This is a genomic window from Chryseobacterium sp. SIMBA_029 (assembly GCF_046535275.1).
GTDB lineage: Bacteria > Bacteroidota > Bacteroidia > Flavobacteriales > Weeksellaceae > Chryseobacterium.
This window is the reverse complement of sequence record NZ_JAWRXA010000007.1, coordinates 35,694-50,359: the sequence shown is the minus strand read 5'-3', so window position 1 is coordinate 50,359 and position 14,666 is coordinate 35,694. Positions and strand designations below refer to the sequence as shown.

Here is a 14,666-nt window from a genome sequence, read left to right as displayed (position 1 = left end):
GAAGGTAATATCATCAAAAATTCATTCATCTCTATAAAATTAATATCATCTCATGAACCAGGATTCAAAAGAAAAATTCAAACATATTCATATAGGAGAATTTCTGAAAACAAAAGTCGAAGAGCAGAACATATCAAAAGATAGAATCGGTAATTTTTTGAATGCAACCGATGATGAAATACAGGCCATGTACAGATCTGAAAGCATAGATACGTATCTGTTATTAAGATGGAGTAAGTTGCTAGGATACGATTTTTTCAGGTTGCATTCTTATCATTTATTACTCTATTCACCTGCCCCCAAAAAAAATGTTCCAGATACCAGCCTTCCCATATTTAGAAAGAATACTTATACTAAAGAAATTATAGATCTGATCTTAGAAATGATTAATACCGGACAAAAAACCAAGAAACAGATTATCAATGAATACGGAATACCAAAAACTACTTTGCTTACTTGGATCTCAAAACAAACCAATGCAACCTCATAATATTATATTACATAAAAAAAATCTCTCACTTTGTGAGAGATTTCTACTTTAGTTATTCTTTGTTTTATTATTCTTTAACCAATTTCTCATAAGTTAAGCTACCATCTTTTAGCGTTATTTCGAGGTAATAATTTCCCGATTTCAGATCGGAAATACCAATATCCTCTCCATTCAGTTGTATGGATTTGACCATTCTTCCTGTAGATTCATAAATGTCAATAGATTTGATCTTATCTGCATTTTTGAAATGAACTGTAGATTTTGCTGGATTAGGATAAAGACTTATTTTCTTACTCTTTAAAGCAGCTTCATCAGTGCCTAAAGTCCCAGCAAAAGAAACAGCAGCGGTACCGCAGCTGTTAACACCATGATAAGCAATCGTAAAATTTGATAATCTACGAGCATAAGTAAGGTTCAACGGATTTGTCGGAGGTACTGTAAAAACATAATCATTCGGATCCCCTGTGTTTAAAGCTCTTGTAGCTGTCACAGTACGTACCCCTGCTGCTACACTATTGGATATTACGGTCCAATTTTGAATCCCGTCCAGAGGCGGTACAATACCCTGTCCGTTAAACGTTCTGTCTGTTAAATTTGTTCCGTCAAAAATCACAGCATCCTTTCCCAGGTCATCCATATTAGTGGTATTAAAAGCCATGCCCAGCCATCCTGTAGATGGTCCGACAAGGGTAAGGGTAACCAAAGAAGGAGTAAGGTCTATCTTAACTGAATAAGCCAGATCAGTTCCACCCGGAGTAGAAAAGAGAGGGACAGTTCCTGTAGAATATGTTTGACTTTTTACATTACAAAAAGTCAAAAATCCGATCATTAATAAGGTAATTTTAAATTTCATATGATCAATTTTTTAATAAGTTAATAATATCTTGATTTTTAGAGAATAGGGCATATTCAAAAACAGTTTTCCCCTGTTTATCGGATAGGTTTTTATCTGCTTTATTCTTTAATAAGAGTTCTACCATCTCCTTATTCTGGGCCTGGACAGCATACATGAGCGGAGTTACTCCACTGGCATTTGCAATATTCGGATCAGCATTATTCTGCAGTAATTGTTGAGTGATATTTTTATCTCCTTTAAAGACTGAAGCTGTTAAAGCTGTTCCTTCTCCACTTACATAGTTTATATCTTTAACATGAGTGATTAAAAATTCTGCAACGGCAGTATTTCCTCTATAACATGATAAAATCAATGGCGAAAATCCATTTTCATTGGTCTGGCTGATAATATTAGGATTTTGCTTCATAAGCTCCTGAACCTCAGCTACTGTTCCACTTCTCGCAATATCAAAGATTGATTTTGCCTTTTCCTGTGCCTGCAGGCTTAAACACATTAAGAATGCTGTTAATAGGATTATATTTTTCATTGTTTTACCAATATATAATTATACTCTACCGAAACATTTTCAGCTACTTTTTTAGTAACCATTTTAGGAATGGTCACATTATAATCTACAGGTTTTGCTGTAAAGGTTCCCTGCATATAGATCTTACCGTCCTTAGCATAAAGTGTCGCGGCAGAAGAAACTGCCCTGTCGACTCCATGGAAATTTAGTTTGCCCTGAACTGTGTATTTCTGAGGAGCAGCTGTAAGTTTATCCTTATCAAAATTTAGAATTTTTCCTGTAAAAGTTGTTTTAGGATATTTTGTGGTTTCGGCATAGTTTTCATTGAAATGTTCTTCCATTAATTTGACTTTAAAATGGAAATTCTTAACAATTGAAATAGAAGCCATATCTCCTGTATCTGCATTCAGGACGACAATATTATTGTCATCTTGTGCATGCACGTCTTCAAACAATGGTACTGAGGCCTCAAAAGTGACTTTTCCTGTTTTTGAACTGTACTTTTGGGCAAAAGTCAGAGAAGTCAGCAGCAGCAATGCGGTACATAATAGTATTTTTTTCATAGTAATTGATTTAGTTTTCGATGAGTCCATCGGTATTCCATTTGATAAAAATAGCAATCTGGGTGGGCGATAATGAACCGCCTTTCGGCATTTTCTGAGGATCTCCGTTGGGCCTTTGAATGCGGTCAAGGATGCTCGCAATATTTGTTTTAACCTCATTATAGTTCGTGAGCGGTTCATAGGCAGCGGATCCTCCCGGAGCGTGACATCCGATACAATTTGCCTCTACAATAGGCTTCACTTCTACGGCATATCTTACCTGATCAGGCACTGGGGTTCTATCTGAGATTTCTTCATAAGTCCTGCTGTCACAGGAAACCATGAAAATGAGAACGGGTAATAGGCATGCTAACTTTTTCATTCTAAAATACTCTGTAAAGATTAAACCCAAAGAAAATCTGTCCTTTTGCCCATTTTCCTGCGGCATTGCTGAGATAGCCTATGTCTGAATTGAGCTGAGAATTACTGAATACAAGCTGGAAAACATGTCCTCCTGTTTCTATATCCATTCCTACGGATAATGGATTTTTATAGTAACTATGATTGTCAAAATTCACAAAATATTCCGCGTTAATAGAAATTCTTTTGGAAATTTTATAGCGGCCACCTAGCCCTGTCAGAAACTGATTTTTATCTTCAATATGCTGGTCATACAGGTTTTTGTGAATAAAAGACGGTGTAAGCTGCAATGAAAGATTATCATTAAACCTTCTGGAAATAAGGGCTTGCGTAAGGTAAGACAGCCTGTCGCTAAATTTGAGATACGGGTAATTGTCTTTATCCAGGTCTGTATTGATGGCCATTACATTATAGCCTACCAGATCAACAGGCATATCATCGTTCTGTTTCAGCAGTTTGTATTTTGCACCCAATTCAAAAGTTTTCATATTGGTTTCTCTTGAAAGACTTAAGGAGAGACCGTCTGTCAAACCATAAATAACGCCTAACTTAGTGGAAGCTTCATCGAGTCCGAAGAAGTTTTTAAACCCTGTACTGATGTCCCCAAAACGATGGGCGACTACAATATACCATTCATTTTTTGCAGTAAGTTTTGTAGACTGCGCGGTGACAATCTGGAGCCCTTTGAAAGCCGGCGGTGAAATTTCGGTGTTTGTTTTGATTGTGTCGATATCTTTCAATAGGTCTTCCTGAGAAAAGACCAAACCTGATGAAAGGACCGACAAAAATAATAGAGTTTTTGTCATATAAAATTTCAATTAAATTATAATATGACAAACTTATAGAGTTATGGATTCAAAAGTGTGTGATAAAAGTCACCGATCAAATAGTTTTTATCAATCATATTTATAAACTATTGAAACTTTATAAATTAGTAATGTCTAACATTTTCATTTACAGGAATTTTTATGCCTTCTTTCGTCTGAATAATTTCCCCTTCATTTTCAATTTTTTTTAAAACCCGGCTCACTACTTCTCTTGAAGTTCCGAGATTATTGGCAATTTCCCGATGCGTCAATTTTATAGGATTATGACCTGTAATCGCAATCTGTTGTTTAATATAACTTAAGATTCTTTTATCAAGCCTGTGGAATACTGCTTCATTCACCATATTCATAACATCCGAAAATCTTTTATCATATTCGCTATAAAAAACTCTATTGATTTCAGGGTAGCGGATCAGCCAATCGTGCATTATGGATACTGGTATCAGCAAAACTTCCGAATCTTCTTCTGCAATGGCATACACCCGGCTTTTATAGTCACTAAAAATAGAGGAAAAGGTCATCATACAGCTGTCATTAGGTCTGATGTAATAGTAGATAAGTTCCCGGCCGTCATTCAGGGAATATACTTTTATTGATCCTTTGATAAGAAAGGGAACAAATTTTATTTTCTGGCCCTCAGCGATTATTTCTGTTTTCGCCTTTATAATGCCTACATCTGTATATCGTTGTATTTCTGTTGAAAAATTCTCACCCAGAAAGCCAAATTTATTAAGAATAAACTGTTCATATACCATATCTGTTAACATTTTCAAAACAAATATATAAAATGGAATACTGATATCCATAAAAATATTCACATTTATTGATAATGATTAAAAACGTAACAATGCATTCATCATATAGTACATTTTAAATATAGAATATAAGCTTGTACGTTGTTTATAATACGAAATACTTAACTTCTTTGATCTGTAAATTGTTGCTTCTTGTTTGTGATATTTGCTGAAAAACTGTACGTTGTAAATGAGAAATTTTCAATCCTTGATTTGTTTGTTGGATTACAATAGTTTTGTAGATATAAATGAATTATTTATTTAAAAAAATTGATACTTCAACAAATACACAGATCACCACTCAATTGAATCATTTTTTTTCAATTTATTTATCAAATACATAATTATTATTCGTTATTTTTTATATATTTGATTTAAACTAAATAAATTATTACCATGAAAAAAACAATTGTACTTTTAACAAGTTTATTGCTCATATCGTGCAGCACACCAGAAACTAGTCTTTTAAATGACAGTAATACTCAATTAAATTCTAATAAAGGGAATTCTGCAAAAACCATTGATCCACAAGTGGGATATGAATCTCCATATGATATTTCCAGGTTTGGTTATGATATGATTTATAAGTTTGAAAATGTAACTCCATTTAAAATCAAAATTAAAGCGTATGTAGGTCTAGCTTACTATGACAGCAGTAATCCAAGCTCACCTGATTATATGGGTGCTGATTTGAGTAATGGCCACTATCCATTACTTTATAGTTCCAATTTAAAATATGGTAATACAATTGTTTCAGACGAACTAATTCTACCAACATCTTCAAATGGATTTGGTGTTGATTCTATGATAGGACATTTCCCAATTTCTCCTATAGGACCGAATGTTTTTCCTCAAAATATTACTTTTAGCTTTATTAGCTCCGGAGCAACTGATAAGGAATTAGACTTACTTTATAAGGCGGGAAAAATATATTACATGAGTTATGAAGTACTTGATGCAAGTAACAATCTTATCACTAACGGTTTCATAAATTCCGGCTTTAAGGCAGGTATTGGCTCGTTTGGTATACTTCCTTCCAATTGGTCACATCTTAGTTATGATGCTAATTTTAGTAGAGAATTGATTTCAGAAAATAATACAAATGAAATAGTTGTAACAGATGATATGACCTCTTTCGGATCTGTAGTTGATTTTGCGTATGGCGGAAGTAATTATCAGTTGAAAATGTATTCTTATCCTGATGTTGTAGCTTTCGGAGCATATACAAATTAAAATAAAGGTAAGAATATGTAATTTACACTAGACTTTATTCCTGCTTATTCTATTGTCATTCTGAATATAATGGCGTGAAATGAAGAATCTCATCTATGAAAAGATTCCTCCTTCGTCGGAATGACAATAATTGCAAAATTGTATATTATTTGTTCACTGTCAAAAGTCTCTTGTCTTGCACAGTAAGGAATGTACTACAGGAGACACTATATAAAAAATGCCCCAACTATCGCTGGGGCATTCTTATGTATTGATAAGATAAATCTTAAGCTTGTACGTTGTTTGTACCTAATACGAAAGGCTCAACTTCTTTGATTTCTCCAAATTGTTGCTCGTAGTTAGCGATGTTTTGTTGAAGAGCAGATAAAACTCTTTTAGCGTGAAGTGGAGCAAGAATGATTCTTGATCTTACTTTAGCCTGTTGAACACCTGGCATTAATTGGATGAAATCTACAACGAACTCAGATGGAGAGTGGTTTACCAATGCTAAGTTAGCATATACACCTGCAGCTACCATTTCGTTCAATTCGATGTTGATGTTTCCGTCTTGAGGATTTTGATTTTGATTGTCCATGTTTTCTTTAAATATTTTTTGTTTAAAAAGTTTCAGGCCTCTAATTTAAAATTTAAACTCGAATCCTGAAACTTTTCTTTACTTTTTAGTTAATATCTTCGAATTCCTTTTTAGAACCTACAATAACATTCTGGTACTCTTTAAGACCTGTACCTGCAGGGATTCTGTGTCCTACAATTACATTTTCTTTAAGACCACTTAAGTAATCTACTTTACCAGCAACTGCTGCTTCGTTCAATACTTTTGTAGTTTCCTGGAATGATGCTGCAGACATGAATGATTTAGTTTGAAGAGCTGCTCTTGTAATCCCTTGTAATACAGGCGTTGCTGTAGCAGGAAGTGCTTCTCTTACTTCAACTAGTTTTTGATCTTCACGCTTCAACTTAGAGTTTTCGTCTCTTAATTCTCTTGCAGTAATCATCTGACCTGGTTTGAATTCTTTAGAATCACCAGCTTCAGTTACTACTTTAAGACCAAATACTCTGTTGTTTTCTTCTAAGAAATCATATTTGTGCTCTAATGCTCCTTCAAGGAATTGAGTATCACCTCCGTCAACGATTGATACTTTTGTCATCATCTGTCTTACGATGATTTCAAAGTGCTTATCGTCGATTTTCACCCCTTGCAGACGGTAAACTTCCTGAATTTCATTTACCAGATATTCCTGAACCGCCGTTGGACCTTTGATTCTTAAGATATCGTCTGGTGTAATAGAACCGTCAGAAAGTGGAGAACCAGCTCTTACGAAGTCATTCTCCTGAACCAAGATCTGGTTGGAAAGTTTCACTAAGTAAATTTTTCTTTCTCCTGTTTTAGCTTCTACAATAAGTTCACGGTTACCTCTCTTGATTTTTCCATAAGAAACTACTCCATCGATCTCTGTAACAACCGCTGGGTTTGAAGGGTTTCTTGCTTCGAATAATTCGGTAACTCTCGGAAGACCTCCGGTGATATCCCCTGCTTTTGCAGATTTTCTTGGGATCTTGATTAAAACTTTACCAGCCTTAATTTTTTCACCATCGTTTACCATTAAGTGGGCTCCTACCGGTAAGTTGTATGCTTTTTGCTCAACTCCTTTAGAATCTACCACCTTCAGAGTAGGTACGGCTTTCTTATTTCTAGATTCAGAGATTACTTTCTCTTCGAATCCTGTTTGTTCGTCAATTTCCAGTTGGAATGAAATACCCTGGATAATATCTTCATACTCTACCTTACCAGCAGATTCTGCAATAATAACCGCGTTATACGGATCCCATCTACAGATTACATCTCCTTTTTTCACTTTATCACCTGGTTTCACAGCTAATATAGATCCGTAAGGTACGTTAGCGATCATTAACGGTGTTTTGGATTCGTTATCAGCAACCAATCTAAATTCTGTAGAACGAGATACTACTACTTCAGCAGTTTTACCAGCTTCATCTTCAGATGTAATTGTTCTTACATCATCCATTTCCACGATACCATCTCTTCTTGCAACAATTGATGGGTTTTCTGAAACGTTACCTGCAGTACCCCCTTGGTGGAAGGTTCTCAACGTTAACTGAGTTCCCGGTTCACCAATTGATTGTGCTCCGATTACCCCTACAGCTTCACCCATGTGGATTACTTTACCTGTTGCTAAGTTTCTACCGTAACATTTAGCACAGATACCTTTTTTAGCTTCACATGTTAATGGAGAACGAACTTCAACAGCTTCTAATCCTGTTGCTTCAATTCTTTTCGCTAATTCTTCATTGATTACCTGGTCAGCTTCAGCGATAAGCTCATCTGATTCAGGATCATAGATATTATGAAGAGAAACTCTACCTAAAATTCTTTCAGATATTTTCTCAACGATCTCATCATTTTTCTTCAATGCAGTAACTTCAGTACCTCTTAAAGTACCACAGTCTACTTCTGTAACGATAACATCCTGAGCAACGTCTACTAATCTTCTGGTTAAGTAACCAGCATCGGCAGTCTTAAGAGCGGTATCCGCAAGACCTTTACGTGCACCGTGAGTAGAGATAAAGTACTCAAGGATCGAAAGACCTTCTTTAAAGTTTGCAAGAATCGGGTTTTCAATGATCTCCGCACCAGTAGAACCGGCTTTCTGCGGTTTTGCCATCAAACCTCTCATCCCTGATAACTGACGGATCTGTTCTTTAGAACCCCTCGCCCCGGAATCAAGCATCATGTATACAGAGTTGAACCCACCTTGATCGGTTTTCATTCTGCTCATAATCATTTCAGTTAATCCTGCGTTGGTATTCGTCCAAACGTCAATTACCTGGTTGTAACGTTCTGTATCTGTAATAAGACCCATGTTATAGTTGGCTCTAATTTCATCTACTGTTTCAATTGCGGAAGCAACCATCTGCTTCTTCTCAACAGGAACTACAATATCCCCTAGTGAGAATGAAAGACCTCCTTTGAATGCATTTGAATATCCTAAGTCCTTCATTGCATCCAAGAACTTCACTGTTGTAGGGAAGTCTGTATCTGCAAGAACTTTACCGATAACGTTTCTTAATGATTTCTTCGTTAGAAGTTCATTAATATATCCTGACTGTTTAGGTACGATTTGGTTGAATAAAATTCTACCTACAGAAGTTTCGATTAATCTTGTAACCAATTCTCCGTTTTCTTTTACCGGTAGTCTACATCTTACTTTAGCGTTAAGAGAAACTCTACCTTCTGCGTAAGCAATTTCTGCTTCTTCAGGAGAATAGAATGCCAGTCCTTCACCCAATACTTTCATATCATCTGTTGAACTAAGCTCTTTGGTCATGAAATAAAGACCAAGAACCATGTCCTGAGATGGTACTGTAATTGGAGAACCGTTCGCCGGGTTCAAGATATTCTGAGAACCTAACATCAATAACTGAGCTTCCAAGATCGCTTCAGGACCTAACGGTAAGTGTACCGCCATCTGGTCACCATCGAAATCGGCGTTGAATGCCGTCGTTACCAATGGGTGCAGCTGGATTGCTTTTCCTTCGATCATTTTCGGCTGGAAAGCTTGGATACCTAGTCTGTGAAGTGTAGGAGCCCTGTTCAATAGAACCGGGTGACCTTTCATCACGTTTTCAAGGATATCGTATACTACTGGTTCTTTTCTATCAATAATTCTCTTTGCAGATTTTACTGTTTTTACAATCCCTCTTTCAATTAGTTTTCTAATGATAAACGGTTTGTATAATTCCGCAGCCATATCTTTAGGAATACCACACTCGTGAAGTTTTAGGTTTGGACCTACAACAATTACCGAACGCGCAGAGTAATCTACCCTTTTTCCTAGTAAGTTCTGACGGAAACGACCTTGCTTACCTTTCAATGAATCTGAAAGTGACTTCAATGGTCTGTTTGATTCAGATTTTACAGCTGAAGATTTTCTTGTATTATCGAATAATGAATCTACAGATTCCTGAAGCATACGCTTCTCGTTTCTTAAGATTACTTCAGGAGCTTTAATCTCCAATAATCTCTTCAAACGGTTGTTTCTAATGATCACTCTTCTGTAAAGGTCATTTAAGTCAGAAGTTGCGAAACGTCCCCCATCCAATGGAACCAATGGTCTTAATTCTGGTGGAATTACAGGAAGTACACGCATGATCATCCACTCTGGTCTGTTGATCATTCTTGTATTAGCACCTCTTAATGCTTCTACAACATTTAATCTTTTCAGAGCTTCTGTTCTTCTTTGCTTAGAACCTTCGTTGTGAGCTTTGTGTCTTAAGTCGAAAGACAATGCATCAAGGTTGATTCTTTTTAATAGTTCCTCAACAGCTTCAGCACCCATTTTAGCGATGAATTTGTTTGGATCAGAATCATCAAGATACTGGTTTTCAACTGGAAGAGTTTCCATGATATCCAAGTACTCCTCTTCTGTAAGGAATTCTTTATCATCGAAATCAGAACCGTCTAATTTTTTAGCAATACCTTGTTGAATCACTACATATCTTTCGTAGTAGATGATCATATCTAATTTCTTAGAAGGTATTCCTAAAAGGTAACCGATTTTGTTTGGTAAAGAACGGAAATACCAGATGTGAGCGATAGGCACAACAAGGTTGATGTGTCCGATTCTCTCTCTTCTTACTTTTTTCTCCGTAACTTCTACTCCACAACGGTCACAAACGATCCCTTTGTAACGAATTCTCTTGTATTTACCACAAGCACATTCGTAATCCTTGATAGGACCGAAGATTTTTTCACAGAACAACCCGTCTCTCTCAGGTTTGTGCGTTCTGTAGTTAATAGTTTCCGGTTTTAGAACCTCTCCTCTTGAATCCTGTAAAATGGATTCCGGAGAAGCTAAACCGATGGTTATTTTATTAAATCTACTTGATTTATTTTTATTTGACATTTTTTAGATTTTAGATTTTGGATTGTAAATTCTGGATTATAAATTCTGAACTGATTCAAAATTCAACATTCAAAATTTAAAATTATTCCTCAAGTCTTACATCAAGTCCAAGTCCTTGTAACTCGTGAAGTAATACATTGAATGATTCCGGAATACCTGGTTCAGGCATTGCTTCCCCTTTCGCAATAGCTTCATAAGTTTTTGCTCTTCCAATCACGTCATCCGACTTCACCGTCAAGATTTCTCTCAGGATATTAGATGCTCCGAATGCTTCAAGAGCCCAAACCTCCATCTCTCCAAATCTCTGACCACCAAATTGAGCTTTACCTCCTAATGGCTGCTGAGTAATTAATGAGTATGGTCCGATAGAACGCGCGTGCATTTTATCATCAACCATGTGTCCTAATTTCAACATATAGATGATACCTACTGTTGCCGGCTGTGTAAATCTTTCTCCTGTACCTCCATCATAAAGGTAAGTGTGTCCGAATTTAGGAAGACCTGCTTTTTCTGTATATTCAGTAATCTGATCAAGAGTAGCCCCATCAAAGATCGGTGTAGCGAACGTCATTCCTAATTTCTGACCAGCCCATCCAAGAACTGTTTCATAGATCTGTCCGATGTTCATACGAGAAGGTACCCCTAGTGGATTCAATACGATATCTACTGGTGTTCCGTCTTCAAGGAATGGCATATCTTCTTCACGAACGATTCTTGAAACAATACCTTTGTTACCGTGACGTCCTGCCATTTTATCCCCTACATTCAGTTTACGTTTCTTAGCAATATACACTTTAGCTAACTTCATGATTCCTGCTGGAAGTTCATCTCCGATTGAAATTGCAAATTTCTCACGGTTTTTAACCCCTTGGATATCGTTGAATTTGATTTTGTAATTGTGAATTAATTGTTTAATCAATTCATTTTTATCATTATCAACAGTCCAATCTGCACCACTAACGTTTACGTAATCTTCAACTGAAGTTAACAATCTGTGAGTGAATTTTACTCCTTTTCCGATGATTTCTTCATCAAGGTCATTGGTAACTCCCTGAGAAGTTTTACCGCTAACAAGAGTATTTAATTTTTCAATTAAAGTATTTCTCAGCTCATCAAACTTAGCCTTGTAAGTGTTTTCAATTTCTTCAAGTTTAAGTTTTTCTTCGCTTCTCTTCTTTTTATCTTTAATGTTTCTAGAGAACAACTTTTTGTTGATCACCACTCCTCTTAATGAAGAGTCTGCTTTTAGTGAAGCATCTTTTACATCACCCGCTTTATCACCAAAGATTGCTCTAAGAAGTTTTTCTTCAGGAGTTGGGTCAGATTCACCTTTAGGGGTGATCTTACCGATCATAATATCACCAGGCTTCACTTCAGCACCAATTCTGATCATACCGTTCTCATCAAGATCTTTAGTAGCTTCTTCAGAAACGTTAGGAATATCTGCTGTCAATTCTTCCATACCTAGTTTGGTATCACGAACTTCAAGAGAGTATTCATCTACGTGGATTGAAGTAAACCAGTCTTCACGAACAACTTTTTCGTTGATCACGATCGCATCCTCAAAGTTATATCCTTTCCAAGGCATGAAGGCAACCACTAAGTTTCTACCAAGAGCTAATTCTCCGTTTTCAGTAGCATATCCGTCGCAAAGAACCTGTCCTTTTTGCACTGTTTCACCAATTCTTACGTTTGGTCTTAGTGTAATGGTAGTACTCTGGTTGGTTTTTCTGAACTTAGTTAAGTTATATGTTTTAGTTGCAGATTCGAATGATACAAGATCCTCGTCATCGCTTCTTTCATATTTAATAGTGATTTTATCAGCATCCACGTATTCTACAATACCTGTACCTTCTGCATTAATCAAAATTCTAGAATCTCTTGCCACCTGCTGCTCAAGCCCTGTACCTACAATTGGAGCTTGTGGCTTCAATAAAGGAACTGCCTGACGCATCATGTTGGATCCCATCAATGCACGGTTCGCATCATCATGTTCCAAGAAAGGAATCAATGAAGCGGAGATACCAGAAATCTGGTTTGGTGCAACGTCGATAAGGTCAACCTGTTGAGGCTCAACTACAGGATAATCTCCGTCTAGTCTTGCAATAATTCTATCTGTTAAGAATTCACCGTTATCACTCAATTCTACGTTAGCCTGAGCAATTACTTTATCTTCTTCGTCCTCTGCATTCAGATAAATAGGATCAGCCGTAAGATTTACCGTACTGTTTTCTACTTTTCTGTATGGAGTCTCGATGAAACCTAAGTTATTGATCTTCGCATAGATTCCTAATGAAGAGATCAAACCAATGTTTGGTCCTTCCGGAGTTTCAATCGGACAAATTCTACCGTAGTGAGTATGGTGAACGTCACGAACCTCGAAACCTGCTCTTTCTCTAGATAAACCACCAGGCCCTAGTGCAGAAAGTCTACGCTTGTGCGTGATCTCTGATAGCGGGTTGGTTTGGTCCATGAACTGAGAAAGCTGGTTGGTACCAAAGAATGAGTTAATAACTGATGTTAATGTCTTAGCATTTACCAGGTCAAGTGGAGTAAATATCTCGTTATCTCTAACGTTCATTCTTTCCTTAATTGTTCTGGCAATTCTTGAAAGACCTACACCGAACTGTCCTGCTAATTGCTCACCAACAGTTTTAATTCTTCTGTTAGAAAGGTGGTCGATATCATCAACCTCTGCTTTAGAGTTTACCAATTCGATCAAGTGTCTTACGATCGCAATGATATCTTCTTTGGTAAGAACTTCAGTTGTTGTAGGGATATTAAGACCTAACTTTTTGTTTAGTCTGTAACGTCCTACTTCACCAAGGGAGTATCTTTGCTCAGAGAAGAATAATTTTTCAATAATTCCTCTTGCTGTTTCCTCATCGGGTGGATCTGCATTTCTTAACTGACGGTAGATGTACTCTACTGCTTCTTTTTCAGAGTTTGTAGGGTCTTTCTGTAATGTATTCTGGATGATAGAGAATTCATTGCTGTTTTCTTTGTGAATCAGGATAGATTTCACACCAGCATCAAGAATAAGATCTAAGTGTTCTTTTTCAAGAATCGTTTCTCTGTCTAGGATGATTTCGTTTCTTTCGATAGAAACAACTTCACCGGTATCTTCGTCTACGAAATCCTCGAACCAAGTGTTCAATACTCTCGCAGCCAATGTTCTCCCTTCTACTTTCTTAAGAGCAGCTTTAGAAACTTTCACTTCTTCTGCAAGGTCGAAAATCTGAAGAATGTCTTTATCAGATTCAAAACCGATCGCTCTTAAAAGCGTTGTTAATGGTAATTTTTTCTTACGGTCAATATACGCATACATTACGCTGTTGATATCCGTAGTAAATTCCATCCAAGATCCTTTGAAAGGGATAATTCTTGAATAGTATAATTTAGTTCCGTTTGCGTGGTAAGTCTGTCCGAAGAATACACCAGGTGAACGGTGTAACTGCGTAACGATAACTCTCTCTGCACCATTGATGATGAAAGATCCGCTGGCCGTCATATAAGGAACCGGGCCTAAATATACATCCTGAACTACGGTTTGGAAATCCTCGTGCTCAGGGTCTGTACAATACAATTTAAGTCTTGCTTTAAGAGGAACTGAATAAGTCAATCCTCTTTCCACACACTCATTGATTGAATAACGCGGAGAATCTACTAGATAATCTAAAAACTCCAATACGAATTGGTTTCTAGAATCCGTGATCGGGAAATTCTCCTGGAAGGTTTTGTACAAACCTTCACTACGTCTGTCTTCAGGAAGGGTATCAAGCTGGAAAAAATCTCTGAAAGACTCGATTTGGATATCCAAGAAGTCTGGAGTGATGATTTTTCCTTTCGCTGATGAGAAATTAATTCTCTGGTTTCCCCTGGTTGTTGCTGTTGTTTTACTCATAAAACTTTTAAGAAAGGGTTAAAAAATATTTTGATTTTACAAAAAATATCAGAAAAAGACTGACAGATAAAGAGGTAAGAGAAAAGACATTTGATGTTTGGCGCTATCAGAAGTGGTCTTTATTCTAATTCTTTATTCTTATACTCTAATTCTAACTGCAACGCTGGTAT

11 protein-coding genes are annotated in these 14,666 nt (G+C 36.6%); 2 read left to right on the top strand and 9 right to left on the bottom strand.

Going from position 1 to position 14,666, the window contains the following annotated elements; translation table 11 throughout:
- The first annotated feature begins 52 nt into the window (after positions 1-52).
- A complete protein-coding gene (locus SB679_RS13900; RefSeq protein WP_410702892.1) occupies positions 53-490 on the top strand; it encodes a transposase in 438 nt (145 codons plus the stop codon).
- A 67-nt stretch (positions 491-557) separates the two neighbouring features.
- Here the strand turns inward: SB679_RS13900 and SB679_RS13895 are convergent, their stop codons facing one another.
- From SB679_RS13895 to SB679_RS13870, 6 genes are all read right to left on the bottom strand, one after another.
- Positions 558-1,343, bottom strand: coding sequence for a T9SS type A sorting domain-containing protein (locus SB679_RS13895; protein WP_410702891.1), 786 nt, complete (start codon positions 1,341-1,343; stop codon positions 558-560).
- 4 nt (positions 1,344-1,347) lie between these two features.
- Positions 1,348-1,872 (bottom strand): ankyrin repeat domain-containing protein, encoded by a 525-nt coding sequence (locus SB679_RS13890; protein ID WP_410702890.1) that lies wholly within the window; start codon positions 1,870-1,872, stop codon positions 1,348-1,350.
- On the bottom strand, positions 1,869-2,414 hold the full coding sequence (locus SB679_RS13885; RefSeq protein ID WP_410702889.1) for a YceI family protein: 546 nt from the start codon (positions 2,412-2,414) through the stop codon (positions 1,869-1,871). Before SB679_RS13885 ends, SB679_RS13890 begins: the two co-directional genes overlap by 4 nt.
- 10 nt (positions 2,415-2,424) lie before the next feature.
- Positions 2,425-2,775 carry a c-type cytochrome gene (locus SB679_RS13880; RefSeq protein ID WP_410702888.1) on the bottom strand — a complete coding sequence of 117 codons (351 nt, stop codon included), beginning with the start codon at positions 2,773-2,775 and terminating at the stop codon, positions 2,425-2,427.
- Between the two features lies 1 nt (position 2,776).
- The gene (locus tag SB679_RS13875) at positions 2,777-3,619 is read right to left on the bottom strand and encodes a DUF5777 family beta-barrel protein (protein WP_410702887.1); all 843 of its coding nucleotides are present in this window, start codon (positions 3,617-3,619) and stop codon (positions 2,777-2,779) included.
- A gap of 125 nt (positions 3,620-3,744) precedes the next feature.
- The gene (locus tag SB679_RS13870) at positions 3,745-4,407 is read right to left on the bottom strand and encodes a Crp/Fnr family transcriptional regulator (protein ID WP_410703120.1); all 663 of its coding nucleotides are present in this window, start codon (positions 4,405-4,407) and stop codon (positions 3,745-3,747) included.
- Positions 4,408-4,830: 423 nt separating this feature from the next.
- On the opposite strand from SB679_RS13870, the gene SB679_RS13865 reads away from it, so the two are divergent.
- Positions 4,831-5,667, top strand: a complete 837-nt coding sequence (locus SB679_RS13865) for a hypothetical protein (RefSeq protein WP_410702886.1) — start codon at positions 4,831-4,833, stop codon at positions 5,665-5,667.
- A gap of 265 nt (positions 5,668-5,932) precedes the next feature.
- On the opposite strand, the gene SB679_RS13860 is transcribed toward SB679_RS13865, so the two are convergent.
- The 3 genes from SB679_RS13860 to rpoB form a co-directional block, all read right to left on the bottom strand.
- On the bottom strand, positions 5,933-6,241 hold the full coding sequence (locus tag SB679_RS13860; RefSeq protein ID WP_317742542.1) for a DUF3467 domain-containing protein: 309 nt from the start codon (positions 6,239-6,241) through the stop codon (positions 5,933-5,935).
- An 85-nt stretch (positions 6,242-6,326) separates the two neighbouring features.
- Positions 6,327-10,592, bottom strand: a complete 4,266-nt coding sequence (gene rpoC / locus SB679_RS13855; protein ID WP_034710362.1) for a DNA-directed RNA polymerase subunit beta' — start codon at positions 10,590-10,592, stop codon at positions 6,327-6,329.
- Between the two features lie 82 nt (positions 10,593-10,674).
- Positions 10,675-14,496 (bottom strand): DNA-directed RNA polymerase subunit beta, encoded by a 3,822-nt coding sequence (gene rpoB / locus SB679_RS13850; protein WP_410702885.1) that lies wholly within the window; start codon positions 14,494-14,496, stop codon positions 10,675-10,677.
- Positions 14,497-14,666: the final 170 nt, after the last annotated feature.

What these genes read in the sequence shown, in the direction of transcription:
- rpoC (WP_034710362.1), bottom strand. Translation starts at nt 10,592, where the DNA reads ATGTCAAATAAAAATAAATCAAGTAGATTTAATAAAATAACCATCGGT.
- SB679_RS13890 (WP_410702890.1), bottom strand. Translation starts at nt 1,872, where the DNA reads ATGAAAAATATAATCCTATTAACAGCATTCTTAATGTGTTTAAGCCTG.
- SB679_RS13875 (WP_410702887.1), bottom strand. Translation starts at nt 3,619, where the DNA reads ATGACAAAAACTCTATTATTTTTGTCGGTCCTTTCATCAGGTTTGGTC.
- SB679_RS13870 (WP_410703120.1), bottom strand. Translation starts at nt 4,407, where the DNA reads ATGTTAACAGATATGGTATATGAACAGTTTATTCTTAATAAATTTGGC.
- SB679_RS13865 (WP_410702886.1), top strand. Translation starts at nt 4,831, where the DNA reads ATGAAAAAAACAATTGTACTTTTAACAAGTTTATTGCTCATATCGTGC.
- SB679_RS13895 (WP_410702891.1), bottom strand. Translation starts at nt 1,343, where the DNA reads ATGAAATTTAAAATTACCTTATTAATGATCGGATTTTTGACTTTTTGT.
- SB679_RS13860 (WP_317742542.1), bottom strand. Translation starts at nt 6,241, where the DNA reads ATGGACAATCAAAATCAAAATCCTCAAGACGGAAACATCAACATCGAA.
- SB679_RS13880 (WP_410702888.1), bottom strand. Translation starts at nt 2,775, where the DNA reads ATGAAAAAGTTAGCATGCCTATTACCCGTTCTCATTTTCATGGTTTCC.
- SB679_RS13885 (WP_410702889.1), bottom strand. Translation starts at nt 2,414, where the DNA reads ATGAAAAAAATACTATTATGTACCGCATTGCTGCTGCTGACTTCTCTG.
- rpoB (WP_410702885.1), bottom strand. Translation starts at nt 14,496, where the DNA reads ATGAGTAAAACAACAGCAACAACCAGGGGAAACCAGAGAATTAATTTC.
- SB679_RS13900 (WP_410702892.1), top strand. Translation starts at nt 53, where the DNA reads ATGAACCAGGATTCAAAAGAAAAATTCAAACATATTCATATAGGAGAA.